The following is a 16,555-nucleotide window of genomic DNA, read 5'->3' as shown; positions in this document are numbered from 1 at the left end:
TCAGCTCGCGCGTTCCTCCGTCGCCACGCGTTGCCCGACGACGGCGCTCACGCCGTCCTGCCGCATCGAGACGCCGTAGAGCGCATCCGCGATCTCCATGGTGCGCTTCTGGTGCGTGATGACGATGAGCTGCGAGTTCTCGCGCAGCCGCTCGATGACGCTCAGCAGCCGGCCGAGGTTGGCGTCGTCGAGCGCCGCCTCCACCTCGTCGAGGATGTAGAAGGGGCTGGGGCGCGCGGTGAAGATCGCGAACAGCAGCGCGACCGCCGCGAGCGAGCGCTCGCCGCCCGAGAGCAGCGAGAGGCGCTCGATCTTCTTGCCCGCGGGCTTCACGGTGACCTCGATGCCCGTCGTGAGCAGGTTCTCGGGGTCGGTGAGGTGCAGCGAGCCCGTGCCGCCGGGGAACAGGATGGGGAACACCTCGTCGAAGGCGGCCTTGGTGTCGTCGAAGGCGGCCGCGAAGATGTCCTGCATCTTCTCGTCGAGCTCCTCGATGATCGTCAGCAGGTCCTTGCGGGTGGCGGTGAGGTCGGCGAGCTGCTCGGTGAGGAACTTGTGGCGCTGCTCGAGCGCGGCGAACTCCTCGAGCGCGAGCGGGTTGACGCGTCCGAGCTGCGCGAACTGCCGCTCCGCCTTGTCGAGGCGGGCCTTCTGCTTCGCCCGGTCGAACGGCTCGGTCCGCAACTCAGGAACATCGACGTCTTCCGGCGCATCGGATGCCGCATCCGTCTGGTTCTCCTGAGTTGCGGAAACAGCGGATGCGGGGGGTGCGTCGACGGGGACGGGCACCTCGGGGCCGTACTCGGCCACGAGCACCTCCTCGACGAGGCCCAGCTCGTCGGCGGCGCGCTCGATGAGGCTCGAGAGGTGCAGCTTCTTCTCGTAGGCCTGCATCTCCAGGCCGTGCACGTTCTCGTTGAGGGCGGTCAGCCGCTCGCGCAGCTGCGCCTCGGCGCGCCGCAGCTCGGAGAGCTCCTCGTTCTGCTTGGCGCGCTCGGCCTCGGCCGCGGCGAGCGCCACACGCGCCTCGGTGACGGAGCGGTCGGCGGTGTCGAGCACCGCGGGCAGCGCCTCGATCACGCCCTCGGCCGCGTCGATCTGGTGGCGGCGGATCACGGCGAGCCGCGCCGCCTCCTCCGCCGCGTGCCGCTCGGCCTCCAGCCGACGCTTCAGCTGCTCGGCCTGCTCACGCTGGGCGCGCACCCGCTCGCGCGCCGTCTCCAGCTCGACGCGGGCACCCACCTCGGCCGCGCGGGCCGCCTCCAGTTCTGCGAGCAGCCCGTCACGGGCCGAGACGTCGAGCATGGGGCGCGGGGTGGCGGCGTGCGCGTCGCGCTCGGCGACCGCCCGCTCGACCACGGCATCCGCCGCCGCGACCTGCTCGCCGAGGCCCGCCACGGCCTCCGCCAGCCGCTCGCTCTCGGCCGCCGAGGCCTCCAACTGCACGCGTGAGCGCCCGAGCGCCTCGCTGCGCTCCGCGAGGCGGGTCTCGAACTCCTTGAGCGCGCCGGAGGCCTGCACGAGGTCGATGCGGGCGAGGTCCAGCTGCTCGCGGTGCTCGGCGAGCTCGCCCGCACGGCGCTCGATCGTGGTCGTCACGCCCACGAGCTTCTCCTGCGCGGCGTCGCGCTCGGCGAGCAGCTCGAGGCGGCTGCGGCCGCCCGCCGAGCCGCCGCGCAGCACGTGCTCGGCGAGCACCTCGCCCTCGCGTGTGATGACGGTGATGCCGCCGGTCTTCGCGAGCGCCGGCCAGGCGGCACGCGCCTCGGCGAGCCCGTCGGCCACGACGACGCCGGCGAGCACCCCGCGGATGCCGTTCGGCCCCGTCACGAGGGAGGCCGCGGCGCGCACGCCCGCGGGCAGGTTCACGGGGTCGGCGGGGGCCGCGGCATCCGCCACGACGATCTCGACGCGCCCCGCCTCCGCGCCGCGGGCATGGTCGAGGGCGGCGACGCCCGCGTCCCAGCTGTCGGCGAGCACGGCATCCGCGAGCGAGCCGAGCGCCGCGGCGATGGCCGCCTCGTAGCCCGCCGCGACCTTGATGTGCTCGGCGACGAGACCGCGGATGCCGCTCAGGCCGATGATCTGCTGGGAGCCGTCGCGCTGATCGGTGGCGAGGGTGAGGGCGCTCGTGCGGGCGGCGAGGGCGTCGCGCTCGCGCTCGGCGGCGTGCAGCTCCTCCCGCAGGGCGTCGACGCGCTCCTGCAGGGCCGCGACGGCGGTCTCGGCCGCCTCGACGGCGCCCGCGAGCTCGGTGTCCTCCGCGGCACCCGCGTCGTCGCCCTCGAGCGCGACGAGCTCGGTGCGGGCCGCCTCGCGGCGCTCCTCGGCGGCGGATGCGGCGGCCTTCTGTCGCTCGAGCTGCGCCACGGTGGCGGCGCGGCGCTCCTCGGCGGCGCGCACGGCGCCCGCGAGGCGCCCCTGCTCGAGGTCGTGCTGGCTCACGAGCGCCGACTGGGCGCTGATCTCCTCGTCGAGAGAGTCGAGACTCGCGCGCGCGGTCGCGGTGGCCGCGGTCGCGCGCCCGAGCACCGCCTCGGCCTCGGCGATGCCCGCCTGCAGTCGCTCGGCCTCCGCGAAGGCGTCGGCGACGGCCGACTCCGACAGCGTCGAGTTCATGCCCGGCAGCTCCGCCTGCTGACCGAGCAGCGAGAGGCGCTGGTTGGCGAGGGTGAAGAGCGAACGCAGGTGGTCCTGCACCTGCTCGAGCCCGAACGCCACCCGGCGGGCCTCGTCGACGGCATCCCCCGTCATCGACTGCTCGATGCGAGCCTGGCGCAGCTTCGACTGGTCGAGCTGCTCCTGCAGCACCACGCGCTCGGTCTTGCGCTCCGACTCGCTGCGGGTGACATCCGTGATCGCGCGGCGCAGCTCGACGACCTCGTCGGCGAGCAGGCGCGCGCGGGCGTCGCGCACGATCGCGGCGATCGTCTGGGCCTCGCGGGCGATCTGCGCCTGCTGCCCGAGGGGCTTCAGCTGCCGCCGGATCTCGCCCGCGAGGTCCGAGAGGCGCGTCAGGTTCGCCTGCATCGCGTCGAGCTTGCGGAGCGTCTTCTCCTTGCGGCGGCGGTGCTTGAGGATGCCGGCCGCCTCCTCGATGAAGCCACGGCGGTCCTCGGGGGTCGCGTGCAGCACCTGGTCGAGCTGGCCCTGGCCGACGATGACGTGCATCTCGCGGCCGAGCCCGGAGTCCGAGAGCAGCTCCTGCACATCCAGCAGGCGGCACTGCTCGCCGTTGATCGCGTACTCGCTGCCGCCGTTGCGGAACAGGGTGCGCGAGATGGTGACCTCGCTGTACTCGATCGGCAGCGCGCCGTCCGCGTTGTCGATCGTCAGCTGCACCTCGGCGCGGCCGAGCGGGCCGCGGGTGGCCGTGCCGGCGAAGATGACGTCCTCCATCTTGCCGCCGCGGAGCGTCTTCGCGCCCTGCTCGCCCATCACCCAGGCCAGCCCGTCGACGACGTTGGATTTGCCGGAGCCGTTGGGGCCGACGACGCAGGTGACGCCCTTCTCGAAGGCGAAGGTGGTCGGCTGGGCGAACGACTTGAACCCCTTGAGGGTCAAGCTCTTCAGATGCACCCGGCCACCTCCTCCACGCGTCGCGGCATCGTCCTACGCTAGCGTGCGGAAACGCTGCAGCGGCACGCCCCGCGCGGCAGTCATCACCGCCGCCCGAAGCCGGACGCTGCAGCGTTTGACACAAGACGGCATGCTGGGGGGATGGGCGGGCTCAGGGTCGAGGAGGTGCCGCTTCCGGCCGCGATCGACGGCTCGGCGGCGGCGGTGGACTTCGCGGCGACGGTCGACATCCGCAACCTCGTCGAGGAAGCCGGATACGGCACCGTCGACGTGCGGGTGACCCCGGAACGACTGCTCGGCTACTTCACGAACCCCTTCGAGCCGCACCGGCTGTTCGTCGCACGCGAGGACGGGCGGGTCGTGGCGCGCGGCCTCTACGAGACCCTCGCCGATCCCGACTCCCCCGTGTGCTGGCTCGACGTGCGGGTGCACCCGGCGCACCGCCGTCGCGGCGTCGGCACCGCGGTCGCCGCGCAGCTGGAGGCCCTCGCCCGCGCCGAGGGCCGCACGCACGCGATCGTCTACATCGTGTCGCCCGAGGGGCCGGGGCCGCGCCTGCCCTCGCCCACCGGATCCGGCTCGCTCCCCGCGGACAACCCCGAGGTGCGCTTCCTGCGGGGGCGCGGCTATCGCCTCGAGCAGGTCGTGCGCGCGAGCCGCCTGCCGCTGCCGCTCGACGCCGGCGAACTCGCCGTGTGGTTGCACGCCGCCCGCGACCGCACGGGCGAGGGCTACTGCGTGCACCGCTGGGAGGGCGTCACGCCCGAGCGGTTCCGCGACGACATGGCGGTGCTGCTCACCCGGATGAGCACCGACGCCCCGCAGGGCGCCCTCGACGAACCCGAAGACGTCTGGACCGCCGAACGCGTCGCCGAGCACGAGACGCGCACGACGGCCGACGGCGCCGAACTGCTCACGAGCGCCGTCGAGCACCTCGGCACCGGCCGCCTCGTCGGCTTCACCCAGCTCGGGCTGCCCGCCGACCGCATCCGTCCGGTCGACCAGTTCGACACGCTCGTGCTGCGCGAGCACCGCGGTCATGCGCTCGGGATGCTGCTCAAGCTCGAGAACCTCGCCGCGCTGCAGTCGCGGCACCCGGGGCGCCCCTCGGTGCTCACCTGGAACGCCGACGAGAACCGGCACATGCTCGCCGTCAACGAGCAGCTCGGCTTCACGCCGATGGGCTACGAGGGGGCGTGGCGCCTCGACCTGTGAGCCGAGGCGCCCGCGACGTCAGCGGCGCAGGATCGCGATGAGGCGCAGGATCTCGAGGTAGAGCCAGATGATCGTGACCATGATGCCGAAGGCGCCGGTCCACTGGTACTTCCTCGGGATGCGGTTCTGCGTGCCCTTCTGGATGAAGTCGAAGTCGAGCACGAGCGAATAGGCGCCGAGCAGCACCGCGAACACACCCAGGATGACACCGAGCGGGATGCCGAAGATCTCGACCCCCGTGCGCAGACCCCACGGGTCGGTCGTCACGCCGAAGACCATGAGACCGACGTTGACGAGCGAGAAGGCCAGGTAGCCGACCATCGCGATGAGGAACACCTTCGTCGCGCGCGCCGAGGCACGCACCTTGCCGCTCGCGAACAGGGCGAGGGTGACGCCGACCACGACGAACGTCGCGAGCACGGCCTGGCTGACGATGCCGGGCCACATCGACTCGTAGAACGCCGAGATGCCGCCGAGGAACACCCCCTGCACACCGGCGTAGCTCAGGATGAGCGCGGGCGAGGGCTCCTTCTTGAAGATGTTGACGAGCGCGAGCACGAAGCCGACGATCGCGGCCCCGATCCACAGCAGCGGCACCAGCGAGACGGTGATCCAGCCGATCGCGGCGCCGACCAGCAGCACGCCGAAGGTGCCGAGGCTGGTGCGCACCGTGCCGTCGACGGTCATCGGGGCGCCGGCCGCCGGGTCGGGCGCCGAGGGCAGGTCGAACTGCTGCTGCAGCTGGTCGGCCGACGGAGTCGGGATCGCGGGCACCCCCTTGCCGTTGAACGCGGGGTTGTTCGTGAAGGCGGGGTTGGCCATGGCGTTTCCTTACGTCAGAGGTCCTGTCCCCCAGGGTACAGGCGCGCGCCCACCGACGGCTGGGCGTCCGCCCAGGGCGATCATGGCATCGGGCGATCAGTCCTCGATCGCGAGCAGCACGCAGACCCGGGCGAGGGTCGTCGTGACGATCTTGTTCTCCGCATCCGCCTCGGTCGCCTCGAACTGCAGGATGCCCGCGTAGGGCCCACCGTCGACGCCCGAGGGTGCGAACGGGCCGTGCACGGCGAGCACGTGGATGTCGTCGCCCTCGGGGAAGAGGATCCCCGAGTCGTTCGGGAAGACCGTGCCGTCCTCGTCGAGGTAGCCGAGCGAGTAGCTGTAGGTGGTGTACTCGCCGCCGCCGCCGTCGGTGAAGGTGAGGCTCTCGCCCTCTTTCGTGAGCGGCACGACATCCGCCGCGGGGTCCACGGTGACGCGCGGGTCGACCATGAGCTCCCAGCCGGCGGTCGTCGCCCCGTCGCAGTTCAGCCCGCCCGCGGCGTCGCCGCCCGACCCGCCGCCGTCGCCGCTGCCGCCCGTGTCGCCGGATGTCGTGGTGGCGCATCCGGAGAGGGCGAGACCCAGCGCGGCGAGCAGGGCCGCGGTGCGGAGGGCGTGACGGGACGAGACGGGCATGGCCTCATCCTGCGGCGCGGGGCGGCGGCGGGTAAGTCGGGTTCCGGCTTATTCGGCGCCTGTGGCGCGGGCGGACGCGACGCGCAGCACGCCGACGCGCGTCGTCACGCCGAGCCTCCGCATCGCCTCGTGCAGGTGCTTCTCGACGGTCTTCGCGCTGATCCCCAGGCGCGCGGCGATCTCGGCGTTGCCCGCCCCGGTCGCGAGCTCGGCGACGACCGCGCGCTGCCGCGCCGTGAGCACGCCCGCGGCGTCGAGTGTCGGCGGCTCGAGCGGAGCGCGCGCCGCGAGCGCGAACCGCGACGGCGCCCCGAACGCGGCGAGCACGCGCGACACGTGCACCCGCACGGTGTGCGGTGAGACGTAGAGCTCGGCGGCGATCTCGGCGTTGGTGAGCCCCTCGAGCAGCAGCTCCGCCACCTGCCGCTCGCGCTCCGAGAGCCCCGCCCACTCGGTACCGGCCACGGGACGCAGCCGCCGGCCGGTCGGTCGCAGCGTCTGGTTCGCGGCCCGCACCGCCGCGTGGTGCCCGATCCGGATCGCCTCGGCCGCCAGCGCCTGCAGACGGCGCTCGGCGGCACCGCTCGCCCGCGCGGCGATCGCGGCCCGCGCGGCGAGGATGTCGGCCTCACTCGCCTCGATCCAGCGACCCTCCGCGCGCGCCCGCTCTGCGGCGCGTTCCGCCTCGGCGAGCGCCGCATCCGCATCGCCGCGGGCGAGCAGGACGCGGCTGCGCACCCGCGCGACGGTCGCGTCGGCGATGGGGCTCGCGGCGAGCTCCTCCGCCCGCGCAGCCCACGCCTCGGCGGCATCCGGGTCGTCCTCCTGCAGGGCCGCGTTCACGAGCAGTTCGAGGCCGATCGCGCGGTCGGTGATCATGAGGCGCTCGAGTCCCGCATCGCCGCCCGCGCGCAGCAGCAGGGCGGCCGAGCCGCGCACGTCGCCGAGCGCGATGAGTCCGTAGCTCGCGAGCAGGCAGCATCCCGCTGCGACGCGGTCGTCGGGCAGCGGCGCCTCGCGCTCCACCCGCTGCACGAGCGCGCGGGTCTGGGCGGGGTCGGCCACGTTGCCGAGCACGAGCGAGCGGGTGGCGTCGAGCAGCAGGGCGAAGAGAGGCACCTCGCTCGTCGCCCCGGCCATCGCCGCGTGCGCGGTCGCGAAGTCACCGTGGAACGCGGCCGCCCGCACGGCCAGCACCGTGAGGATCGCGGCGAAGGGATGCGGGCGTCCCTCCCGCACGAGGAAGACGGCGGGGTCGGGCAGCGGCAGGGTCGCAGCGACACCCACGCGCGCGCAGCTGAGGGCGGCCTCGGCGAGCAGGTAGCGCACGAAGGCGGCCTCGTCGCCCTCACCCAGCCCGTCGAGCATCGGCGCGGCATCGGCGATCGGGTCGCCGGTCGGCGTGAGCCCCGGCGCGGCGTCGGTCCACTCCCCCGCGAGCAGCTCGGTCGTGGCGGCGAAACCGCGGGCCGCGTACGCCGCGGCCCGGTCGAGTGGTTCGGAGACCTCGGTCAGCGCCTCGAGTGCGCGCACCGACAGCGCGGTCGAGGCGGTGTGGTCGAGCCGGTCGTTCGCCACGAACGCGGCGACGGCCAGCTGCCACGGCTCGGCGGCATCCGGTTCCGGGGCCGGCCCGCCGCTGACGACCGCGTCGAGCGCGCGCTCCAGGAAGGCGCGACGGGTGCTCACCTCGCGATCCTGATGCGTTGGCAGCGCGGGCAGAGGTGCGACCCGCGGTTCATGAACACCTCGCGCACGATCGGGGTGCCGCAGCGTGGGCACGGCACGCCCTGCTGCCCGTAGGCGTTGAGCGAGTGCGAGAAGTAGCCGGAGGCGCCGTTGACGTTGACGTACTGGGCGTCGAAGCTCGTGCCGCCCTCGGCGAGCGCCCTGCCGAGCACGGTGCGCACCTCCGCGAGCAGGGCGCGGGCGCGCGGACGGCTGAGGGATCGCGTGGGCTGGTCGTAGTGCACACGCGCGGCCCACAGCGCCTCGTCGGCGTAGATGTTGCCGATGCCCGAGACGAGACTCTGGTCGAGCAGGGCGCGCTTGACGGTCGTGTCACGGCGGGCGAGCCGGTCGAGGAACGCGCGGTCGTCGAAGTGCTCGTCGAGCGGATCGCGCGCGATGTGGGCGACAGATGCCGGCAGCCGCTCGCCGGGCACGTCCGCAGCCGGCACCAGGCGGTCGATCGCCATCGAGCCGAAGATGCGCTGGTCGACGAAGTCGATCCGCACCGGCCCGTACCCCGGCTGCTCGACGTCGAGCACGATGCGCGTGAGCTTCGCGACCTCGGCATCCGGATCCCGCAGCAGCACCTGTCCGCTCATCCCCAGATGGACGACGAGGGCCTCCTCGGACTCCCGGATCGGCATCCAGAGGTACTTGCCCCGGCGGGACGGGTGGGCGAGGGTCGCGCCGGTGAGGCGGTGGGCGAAGTCCTCGGCGGGGCCCGGATGCCGACGCAGCGAACGCTCGTCGAGCACGCGGATGCGGGTGATGGTGGCGCCGGTCACCGCGGGGATGAGGCCGGCGCGGACGACCTCGACCTCGGGGAGTTCGGGCATCGTGGGATCAGCGGCCGGGACGCTGCAGGATCGACCAGGCGGCGAGCGCCGCGGCCATCTCGGCCTGCTTCTTGCTCGTGCCGTCTCCCGAGGCGATCGGGTCGCCGCCGAACGCGACCTCGGCGTGGAAGCGCTTCGAGTGGTCGGGGCCGGAGTCGGTGATGCGGTACTGCGGCAGCCCCTTGCCGAGCCGGGTCGACAGCTCCTGCAGGCTCGTCTTCGGGTCCATCGCGGCGCCGAAGCGGTCGGGGTCGGCGAGCAGCGGGGCGATGAGGCGCATGACGAGCGCCGTCGCCGCCTCGGGGCCGACCGACAGGAAGGCCGCGCCGATGATCGCCTCGACGGCATCCGCGAGGATCGACGACTTCTCGCGGCCTCCGGTGAGCTCCTCGCCGCGACCGAGCAGCAGGTAGCGGCCGAGCCCGATGTGGCCGGCGATCTCGGCGAGCGCCGCCGAGCTCACGAGGCTGGCGCGGCGCTTCGCGAGCTCGCCCTCGTCGACGTCCGGGTTCTCGAGGTAGAGCATGACCGTGACGGCCTGCCCCAGGATCGAGTCGCCCAGGAACTCGAGGCGCTCGTTGTGCGCGATGCCGCCGTTCTCGTACGCGTACGAGCGGTGCGTGAGCGCGAGCGTGAGCAGCTCGGAGCGGATCTCGAGCTGCAGCACCGAGTTCAACTCGGCGGTGTCGACCTCACCATCCGGCGCCGCGGCGCCCGACGGCAACGGCTCAGACGTCGGCGACCTTACGGCCCTTGTACTCCAGGAACAGCGGAGTACCGGCGGAGTCCTCCACGACCTTCGCGCGGTGCGGGAGGCTGTAGGTGACCTTGCCGTTCTCGACGGTCTTCACGAGGGTCGGCACGGAGGCCTTCCACTGCGAACGGCGGGCGTGCGTGTTGGCACGCGACTGGCGGCGCTTGGGAACGGCCATGGCTTCTCTTCTTTCGTGATCGGCGCGCGCGGCGCCGGAGGTCTATTCGTTCTCGGTGGGCTGGAAGCCTTCGAGCGCCGCCCACCGGGGATCGGTCGCCTCGCGGTCGCCCGGCACGGCACCATCCTGCAGTTTCTCCCCCGTGGCGGGGTCGAGACCGGGGCAGTCCGGCCGGCAGACCGGCTGGAACGGCAGTGCCAGCACCACCGCATCCCGCACGACGGATTCGAGATTCACGTGATCGTCTCGAATCGCGAAGTCGAAAGCTTCGTCCTCAGAATACGCGAAAAGCTCCTGGAATTCGACTTCGACCGGGATCTCGACGGGGTCGAGGCAGCGCACGCACTCGCCCGTGGCGACCGTGTCGACGTCGGCGGTGACGAGCACGCCGTCGTGCAGGCCCTCGAGTCGCAGGTCGATGCGCACGGGGGCGCCCTGCTTCACGACCGCGACGGCCTCGCCGAGCTGCTCGGGTGCGTCGAATTCGAGCACGCGTTCACGCAGCTCGCCGGGGCGGTGCATGACGTCGTGCACGGGCACGTTGTACGGGTTGGGTGCGGACACGATCGCCGATTCTACGCGTGAGCTCTGTCAAACGCTGCAGCGCTCGGCCACGCGCGACGGGGATGACCGGCGCGCGGAGCCAGACGCTGCAGCGTTTGACAGAAGGGTCAGTGATCGAGGGCGGTGAAGGCCTCGTCGAGGATGGCGAGGGCGCGCAGGCACTCCTCCGCCGTGACCGTGCACGGGGGCACGACGTGGAGGCGGTTGTCGGCCGCGAAGGGCAGGTAGCCGCGGGCGAGCAGCTCCTTCTTGAGCGCCCCGATCGTCGCGGCGCCCACCGGCTCGCGCGTCTCGCGGTCGGTCACCAGGTCGAGCGCCCAGAAGACGCCGATCCCCCGCACCTCGCCGATCATCGGATGCTGCTCCGCGAGGGCGTGCAGCCCCGGCCCCAGCACCTCGCGGCCGAGCTCCGCCGCGTGCTCGACGATGCCCTCCTCCTCCATCGCGTCGATCGACGCGACGATCGAGGCGGCGGCGAGCGGGTGACCCGAGTAGGTGAGCCCGCCCGGGAAGACCTGGTCGTCGAACTGCGCCGCGATCGACTCCGAGATGATGACGCCGCCCACCGGCACGTAGCCCGAGTTGACGCCCTTCGCGAAGGTCACCAGGTCGGGCACGACGCGCTCGGGGTTGATCTCCGGGTTCTGCCAGGCGAACCAGTCGCCCGTGCGCCCGAAGCCCGACATGACCTCGTCGACGATGAGCAGGATGCCGTACTTGTCGCACAGCGCCCGCACCCCCGCGTACCAGCCGGGCGGCGGCATGATGACGCCCGCGGTGCCCGGGATGCCCTCGAGCAGCAGGGCGGCGATCGACGCGGCACCCTCCGAGACGATGACGCGCTCGAGGTGGTGCAGCGCGCGCTCCCCCTCCTGCTCGGGCGTCTCGGACCAGAACTCGGAGCGGTACGGGAACGGGCCGAAGAAGTGGGCGTGCCCGCGGGCGTACTCGTTGGGCACGCGGCGCCAGTCGCCCGTCGCGACGATCGCGGCGCCCGTGTTGCCGTGGTAGCTGCGGTAGGTGGAGAGGATCTTGTCGCGACCGGTCGTGAGCCGCGCCATCCGGATGGCGTTCTCGTTGGCATCCGCACCGCCGTTGGTGAAGAAGACCTTGCCGAAGGCGGGCCCCGCCTTCGCGAGGATGCGCGCGGCCGCTTCGCCGCGCACCCGGTTGGCATGGGCGGGCGCCACGGTCGGCAGCACGGCCGCCTGCTCCTGGATGGCCGCGACGACCTTCGGATGCGCGTGGCCGATGTTGACGTTGACGAGCTGGCTCGAGAAGTCGAGGTAGCGCGTGCCGTCGTCGTCCCACACCTCGGTGCCGGAGCCGCCGGCGATCACGAGGGGGGCGAGCGAGCCCTGCGCCGACCAGGAGTGGAAGACGTGGGCGCGGTCGAGGTCGAGGGTGTACTGGTTGGTGCTCATCTCTGTTCCCTGGCTGGGCCGCCGGAGGGCGGGGTGCGGGGCGGGCGGCACTCGAACCGCCCGCCCCGCGAGGTGGGTGTTACTGGCCGCCCTCGGTGAGGGTGACGTCGATCGGCGTGTACTCGCCGGACATGTCCACGCCCTCGTCCGCGAGCTCGGCGAGCGCCTTCTCGATGTACTCGTTCGAGTAGGCGGATGCCGGGGGCTCGGCCGTGATGAGGTTGAGGCCGTCCTGGTTGACCGCCGCGAGCGCGCCCGCGACCGTCTTCTTCCAGGCCGCGGAGTCCACGACGCCGAAGTCGGCGCCCGTCCAGATCAGCTTGTTGACCTCGTTCATCATCCACAGCTGGTGCACGGGACCGACCGGGTAGGCGGCCTCGGCGTTCGCGGCGATGTCGTAGACGATCGACGCGGCGTCCTCCGGGTTGTCGCGGGCGTACAGCCAGCCCTTCGCGATCGCCTTGAGGAAGCGCACCGCGGCGTCCGCGTACGCGGGGTCGTCGGAGAGGCGCTGGGTGTCGGCCCAGATGGCGTCCTGCAGCATGGCGCCCTCGGTGTCCTCGTAGTGGATGACGTTGAGGTCGTCGAGCGTGTAGAGCTCACCGGTGGCCGGGTTGACCGTCTCGAGCACCTGTGCGAGCTCGTTGTAGGTCATGGCCTGGGCGGCATCCACGTCGTTGTCGAACAGGGCGTTCATCGAGAAGTCCTGCGTCGTGATCGACACGGAGGTCGAGTCGAGGCCGTCGGCGGCCATGGCGGCGAAGATCTCCCACTCGTTGCCGTAGCCCCACGAGCCGATGCGCTTGCCCTCGAAGTCGGCGACGGAGGTGATGCCGCTGTCCTTCCAGGAGACCTGCGTCGTGCCGGACTTCTGGAAGACCTGGGCGATGTCGGTCAGCTCGACGCCCGCGGCCTCGATGCTGCCGAGCACCTTCGGCACCCACGCGATGGCGAAGTCGACGTCGCCCGCGACGAGCGCGTCCTGGGGCACGATGTCGCCGCCCGAGGGGATGATCTCGACGTCGTCGAAGCCCTCCTCCTCGAAGTAGCCCTTCTCCTGCGCCAGGTAGTAGCCCGCGAACTGGGCCTGCGGCAGCCACTGCAGCTGCAGCTTGATCGAGGTGATGGGGGTGAAGTCGCCGCCGTCGTCCGACGAGTCGTCATCGCTCGGCGTGCTCGCGCACGCGGAGAGCGTGAGCGCGGCCACGGCTGCCGCGGATGCGATGGCGAGACCGCGCCTCTTGCTGAGTCTCATGCTGTTCCCTTTCGTGTGTGGTGTTTCAGGGGTGGTGCGGGGATGGTGCGGATGCCGGTCAGTCCGGCGCATGCCTCGTCACGAGGCGTTCGAGCAGCGAAGTGACGAGGAAGAACACGAGGCCGATGAGGATGCCCCCGAAGACGTAGGCCCAGGCGAGCGCCGCCCGCCCGGATTTGGCGTAGGTGGCGATCGAGGTGCCGATTCCGTCGGCGGGGCCGCCGAAGTACTCGGCGACGAGCGCGGCGATGACGGCGAGCGAGCTCGCGATCCGCAGGCCCGTCATGAGGTACGGCAGCGCCGTCGGCAGCGTGAGCACGCGGAAGGTCTGCGCGCCGCTCGCCGCGGATGCCCGCATGAGGTCGCGGTGCACGGGCTTGGTCTGCCGGAGGCCGCGCAGCACGTTGACGAAGACGGGGATGAACGCCGCGATGGTGGCGACCGCCTGGCGGCCGAACTGGCTCGAGGCGCCGAACATCGTGTTGAGGATGGGCGTGATCGCGACGATCGGGATGACGGCGAGGGCCGCGATGAGCGGCGCCAGCATCCCGTCGATCGGCCGGAACGACGCCGCGAGCCCCGCGAGCAGCACGGCCAGCACGGCGCCGACGGTGAGACCGATGAGGGCGTTGGTGGCGGTGATGACCATGTCGTCCCAGATGATGCCCCAGCGCAGCACGAGCTCCGAGCCGATCGCGGCGGGCCCCGGCAGCATCCGGGGGGCGTCGCCGAACTCGACGTAGAGCGTCCAGGCGGCGAGCAGCAGCACCCCCACCGCGATGGGGGCGGCGACCCGCAGCCACGAGGGGAGGCTCATCGCTCGTTCGCCCTCTCGACCTTGGTGCCGTGCAGCGCCTCGCGCACGGCGGTCACCTTCTCGAAGTAGAGCGGGTTCTCGCGCAGCGCCTCGTCACGGGCGGCGCCGAGGCCCGTAGCGATGACGTCGGTGATGCGTCCCGGGCGCGGGCTCATCACGACGACGCGGTCGGAGAGGAACACCGCCTCGGGGATCGAGTGCGTCACGAACACGACCGCGGCGCCCGTCTCGGAGGCGATGCGGGTGAGCTCGCCCTGCAGGTACTCGCGGGTCATCTCGTCGAGCGCGCCGAACGGCTCGTCCATGAGCAGGAGCTTCGGGCTCGCCGCGAGCGCGCGGGCGATCGCCACGCGCTGCTGCATGCCGCCCGAGAGCTGGTCGGGGAAGCGGTCCGTGAAGTCGGTGAGTCCGACGAGCTCGGCGAGCTCGGCGACGCGCGCCTCGCGGGCGGGCTTCGCGACACCGTGCAGCTCGAGCGGCAGGGCGATGTTCGCCGCGACCGTGCGCCACGGCAGCAGCCCGGCCTGCTGGAACGCGATGCCGTAGTCCTGGTCGATGCGGGCGCGCCGGGCGGGCTTGTCGAAGATCGACAGCTCGCCCGAGCTCGGCTGGTCGAGGTCGGCGATGAGACGCAGCAGCGTCGACTTGCCGCATCCGGAGGGCCCGATGAGCGAGACGAACTCGCCCGCCTCGACCTCGAGATCGACGCCCGTCAGGGCGGTCACGTCGCCCGCCTTGGCGGCGAACACCTTGCCGACGCCGGTGGCCTTCACTGCGAGCGTCATGAGACCGCCTCTCCTCTGCGGTAGCGCCCCAGACCGAGGCCGATGAGCGCGACCGACCCGGCGGCGATGAGGCCGAGCGCGATCGAGCCGAACATGGGGCCCCACGGTGCCGCGGGGTCGCTCGAGCCCTGCCCGGCGAGCTGGATGAGCATGCGCCCGATGCCGCCGCGCATCCCGATCGACACCTCCGCGACGACCGCGCCGAGCACGGCGTTGGCGGCAGCGAGGCGCAGGGCGGGCAGCAGGTAGGGCACGGATGCCGGCAGTCGCAGGCGCAGCAGCGTGGGCCAGTAGCCGGCCGCGTAGCTCGTCATGAGGTCGACGTGGATGCGGTCGGGCGCCTCGAGGCCCTTGAGCACGCCGACCGCGACCGGGAAGAAGGCGAGGTAGGAGGCGATGACCGCGACCGAGAGCCACTGCGGCCACGGCGTGCCCGCGCGGTCGAGCTGGTTGCCGATCGCGTTGACGACCGGGGCGAAGGCGATGAGCGGCACGATCTGGCTCACCACGATCCACGGCAGCAGCCCCCACTCGACGAGCTTCCAGCGCTGCATGAGCAGGCCGAGCAGCGCCCCGACGAGCACACCGATGAGCCAGCCGACGGCCGCCATCCCGAGGGTCACGAGCGCCGCCTGCACGACCGAGACGAACAGCGGGGGCGTCTGCCCGCCGCTCGTGGGCTCGAACAGCCGCGCGATCATGGTCCAGATGTGCGGCATCGCGCGGTCGTGGGTGCGTGGCAGGAGCATGACGCCCGAGCCCGTCTCCCCCTCGACGGCGCCGACCGTGAAACCGTCCGCGGGCCCGAGGAACTTGTAGAGCTCCCAGAGCACCGCGACGGCGATGACGCCGAGCGCACCCCAGGCGGCCGCCACCCAGCCGCGCCCCGTCGTGCGCCGGCGGGCGGCGACGGGGCTCTCGGGGCGGAGGGTGCTCACGACTTGGCCGTCACCGTCTCGCGGAGGGCCGGGATGACGGTCTCGCCGTACACCCGCAGGGTCTCCTCCTTGTTGTCGTGCTGGAGGTAGCCGGCGAACTGGTGCACGCCGATGGACTTCAGCTCCTCGAGCTTGGCGATGTGGTCCTCGGCGGTGCCGAGCAGGCAGAAGCGGTCGACGATCTCGTCGGGCACGAAGTCGACGTGGTCGTTGTGGGCCTTGCCGTGCGAGTTGTAGTCGTAGCCGGTGCGCTTCTCGATGTAGTCGGTGAGCGCCTTCGGCACCGCCCCGCTCGTGCCGTACTTGGCGACGATGTCGGCGACGTGGTTGCCCACCATGCCGCCGAACCAGCGGCACTGATCCCGCATGTGCTCCCAGTCGTCGCCGATGTAGAACGGCGCCGCGACGCAGAAGGTGATCTCGTCGGGGTCGCGGCCGGCGGCCTCGGCCGCATCCCGCACCGTCTTGATCATCCACTTGGCGATGTCGACATCCGCCAGCTGCAGGATGAAGCCGTCGCCCACCTCGCCCGTGAGCTTGAGCGCGAGCGGGCCGTAGGCGGCCACCCACACCTCGAGCTCCGAGCCCGTCGACCACGGGAACTGCAGCTGCGAGCCGTTGTACTCGACGGCGCGGCTGTTGCCGAGCTCGCGGATGACGTGGATCGACTCGCGCAGCTCCGTGAGGGTCGTGGGCCGGCCGTTGGTGACCCGCACCGCCGAGTCGCCGCGCCCGATGCCGACGACCGTACGGTTGCCGTACATCTCGTTGAGCGTCGCGAACACGGATGCCGTGACGGTCCAGTCGCGCGTCGCCGGGTTGGTGACGAACGGGCCCACCTTCACCTTGCGGGTCTCCGCGAGGATCTGGCTGTAGATGACGTACGGCTCCTGCCAGAGGATGTGCGAGTCGAAGGTCCAGACGTAGTCGAACCCGTGGTTCTCGGCGAGCTTCGCGAGCTGCACGGTGCGACTCGCCGGCGGGTTGGTCTGGAGGACAGCTCCGAAGTCCATGTGGTGCC

15 protein-coding genes are annotated in these 16,555 nt (G+C 72.1%); 1 reads left to right on the top strand and 14 read right to left on the bottom strand.

The window, feature by feature from the left end; all coding sequences use genetic code 11:
• Positions 1–3,579, bottom strand: a complete 3,579-nt coding sequence (gene smc / locus D7I47_RS10080) for a chromosome segregation protein SMC (protein WP_120762920.1) — start codon at positions 3,577–3,579, stop codon at positions 1–3.
• Between the two features lie 141 nt (positions 3,580–3,720).
• Here smc and D7I47_RS10075 point away from each other — a divergent pair, with 141 nt between their 5' ends.
• Positions 3,721–4,794 carry a GNAT family N-acetyltransferase gene (locus D7I47_RS10075; protein ID WP_120762919.1) on the top strand — a complete coding sequence of 358 codons (1,074 nt, stop codon included), beginning with the start codon at positions 3,721–3,723 and terminating at the stop codon, positions 4,792–4,794.
• 18 nt (positions 4,795–4,812) lie between these two features.
• Here D7I47_RS10075 and D7I47_RS10070 read toward each other — a convergent pair whose 3' ends face one another.
• The 13 genes from D7I47_RS10070 to D7I47_RS10010 all read right to left on the bottom strand — a co-directional run bounded on the left by D7I47_RS10070 (position 4,813) and on the right by D7I47_RS10010 (position 16,547).
• Positions 4,813–5,616 carry a Bax inhibitor-1/YccA family protein gene (locus tag D7I47_RS10070; RefSeq protein WP_120762918.1) on the bottom strand — a complete coding sequence of 268 codons (804 nt, stop codon included), beginning with the start codon at positions 5,614–5,616 and terminating at the stop codon, positions 4,813–4,815.
• A 96-nt stretch (positions 5,617–5,712) separates the two neighbouring features.
• Positions 5,713–6,252, bottom strand: a complete 540-nt coding sequence (locus D7I47_RS10065) for a hypothetical protein (protein WP_120762917.1) — start codon at positions 6,250–6,252, stop codon at positions 5,713–5,715.
• 48 nt (positions 6,253–6,300) lie between these two features.
• Positions 6,301–7,941, bottom strand: a complete 1,641-nt coding sequence (locus tag D7I47_RS10060) for a helix-turn-helix transcriptional regulator (protein WP_120762916.1) — start codon at positions 7,939–7,941, stop codon at positions 6,301–6,303.
• Complete coding sequence (mutM, locus tag D7I47_RS10055) at positions 7,938–8,819, bottom strand: bifunctional DNA-formamidopyrimidine glycosylase/DNA-(apurinic or apyrimidinic site) lyase (protein ID WP_120762915.1); 882 nt, start codon at positions 8,817–8,819, stop codon at positions 7,938–7,940. Before mutM ends, D7I47_RS10060 begins: the two co-directional genes overlap by 4 nt.
• Before the next feature lie 7 nt (positions 8,820–8,826).
• Positions 8,827–9,495 (bottom strand): ribonuclease III, encoded by a 669-nt coding sequence (gene rnc / locus D7I47_RS10050; RefSeq protein ID WP_227000977.1) that lies wholly within the window; start codon positions 9,493–9,495, stop codon positions 8,827–8,829.
• A gap of 52 nt (positions 9,496–9,547) precedes the next feature.
• Positions 9,548–9,751 carry a 50S ribosomal protein L32 gene (rpmF, locus tag D7I47_RS10045; protein WP_120762913.1) on the bottom strand — a complete coding sequence of 68 codons (204 nt, stop codon included), beginning with the start codon at positions 9,749–9,751 and terminating at the stop codon, positions 9,548–9,550.
• 42 nt (positions 9,752–9,793) lie between these two features.
• Entirely contained in the window at positions 9,794–10,315 is a 522-nt protein-coding gene (locus tag D7I47_RS10040) for a YceD family protein (protein WP_227000600.1), read from the bottom strand.
• A 107-nt stretch (positions 10,316–10,422) separates the two neighbouring features.
• The gene (locus D7I47_RS10035; RefSeq protein WP_120762912.1) at positions 10,423–11,739 is read right to left on the bottom strand and encodes an aspartate aminotransferase family protein; all 1,317 of its coding nucleotides are present in this window, start codon (positions 11,737–11,739) and stop codon (positions 10,423–10,425) included.
• A gap of 79 nt (positions 11,740–11,818) precedes the next feature.
• Positions 11,819–12,994 carry an ABC transporter substrate-binding protein gene (locus D7I47_RS10030; protein ID WP_120762911.1) on the bottom strand — a complete coding sequence of 392 codons (1,176 nt, stop codon included), beginning with the start codon at positions 12,992–12,994 and terminating at the stop codon, positions 11,819–11,821.
• A 58-nt stretch (positions 12,995–13,052) separates the two neighbouring features.
• Complete coding sequence (locus D7I47_RS10025; protein ID WP_120762910.1) at positions 13,053–13,811, bottom strand: ABC transporter permease; 759 nt, start codon at positions 13,809–13,811, stop codon at positions 13,053–13,055.
• Entirely contained in the window at positions 13,808–14,596 is a 789-nt protein-coding gene (locus D7I47_RS10020; protein ID WP_120762909.1) for an ABC transporter ATP-binding protein, read from the bottom strand. Before D7I47_RS10020 ends, D7I47_RS10025 begins: the two co-directional genes overlap by 4 nt.
• Positions 14,593–15,534, bottom strand: a complete 942-nt coding sequence (locus tag D7I47_RS10015) for an ABC transporter permease (RefSeq protein WP_120762908.1) — start codon at positions 15,532–15,534, stop codon at positions 14,593–14,595. The genes D7I47_RS10020 and D7I47_RS10015 overlap by 4 nt, the downstream gene beginning before the upstream one ends.
• The gene (locus D7I47_RS10010; RefSeq protein ID WP_120762907.1) at positions 15,531–16,547 is read right to left on the bottom strand and encodes a TIGR03842 family LLM class F420-dependent oxidoreductase; all 1,017 of its coding nucleotides are present in this window, start codon (positions 16,545–16,547) and stop codon (positions 15,531–15,533) included. The genes D7I47_RS10015 and D7I47_RS10010 overlap by 4 nt, the downstream gene beginning before the upstream one ends.
• Positions 16,548–16,555: the final 8 nt, after the last annotated feature.

Source organism: Protaetiibacter intestinalis (genome assembly GCF_003627075.1).
GTDB lineage: Bacteria > Actinomycetota > Actinomycetes > Actinomycetales > Microbacteriaceae > Homoserinibacter > Homoserinibacter intestinalis.
This window is presented reverse-complemented; position numbering and strand designations above follow the sequence as displayed.

Excerpts from the sequence above, each read along its gene's own strand:
- D7I47_RS10075 (WP_120762919.1), top strand. The coding sequence starts at position 3,721 with ATGGGCGGGCTCAGGGTCGAGGAGGTGCCGCTTCCGGCCGCGATCGAC.
- D7I47_RS10070 (WP_120762918.1), bottom strand. The coding sequence starts at position 5,616 with ATGGCCAACCCCGCCTTCACGAACAACCCCGCGTTCAACGGCAAGGGG.
- D7I47_RS10065 (WP_120762917.1), bottom strand. The coding sequence starts at position 6,252 with ATGCCCGTCTCGTCCCGTCACGCCCTCCGCACCGCGGCCCTGCTCGCC.
- mutM (WP_120762915.1), bottom strand. The coding sequence starts at position 8,819 with ATGCCCGAACTCCCCGAGGTCGAGGTCGTCCGCGCCGGCCTCATCCCC.
- rpmF (WP_120762913.1), bottom strand. The coding sequence starts at position 9,751 with ATGGCCGTTCCCAAGCGCCGCCAGTCGCGTGCCAACACGCACGCCCGC.
- D7I47_RS10035 (WP_120762912.1), bottom strand. The coding sequence starts at position 11,739 with ATGAGCACCAACCAGTACACCCTCGACCTCGACCGCGCCCACGTCTTC.
- D7I47_RS10030 (WP_120762911.1), bottom strand. The coding sequence starts at position 12,994 with ATGAGACTCAGCAAGAGGCGCGGTCTCGCCATCGCATCCGCGGCAGCC.
- D7I47_RS10025 (WP_120762910.1), bottom strand. The coding sequence starts at position 13,811 with ATGAGCCTCCCCTCGTGGCTGCGGGTCGCCGCCCCCATCGCGGTGGGG.
- D7I47_RS10020 (WP_120762909.1), bottom strand. The coding sequence starts at position 14,596 with ATGACGCTCGCAGTGAAGGCCACCGGCGTCGGCAAGGTGTTCGCCGCC.
- D7I47_RS10010 (WP_120762907.1), bottom strand. The coding sequence starts at position 16,547 with ATGGACTTCGGAGCTGTCCTCCAGACCAACCCGCCGGCGAGTCGCACC.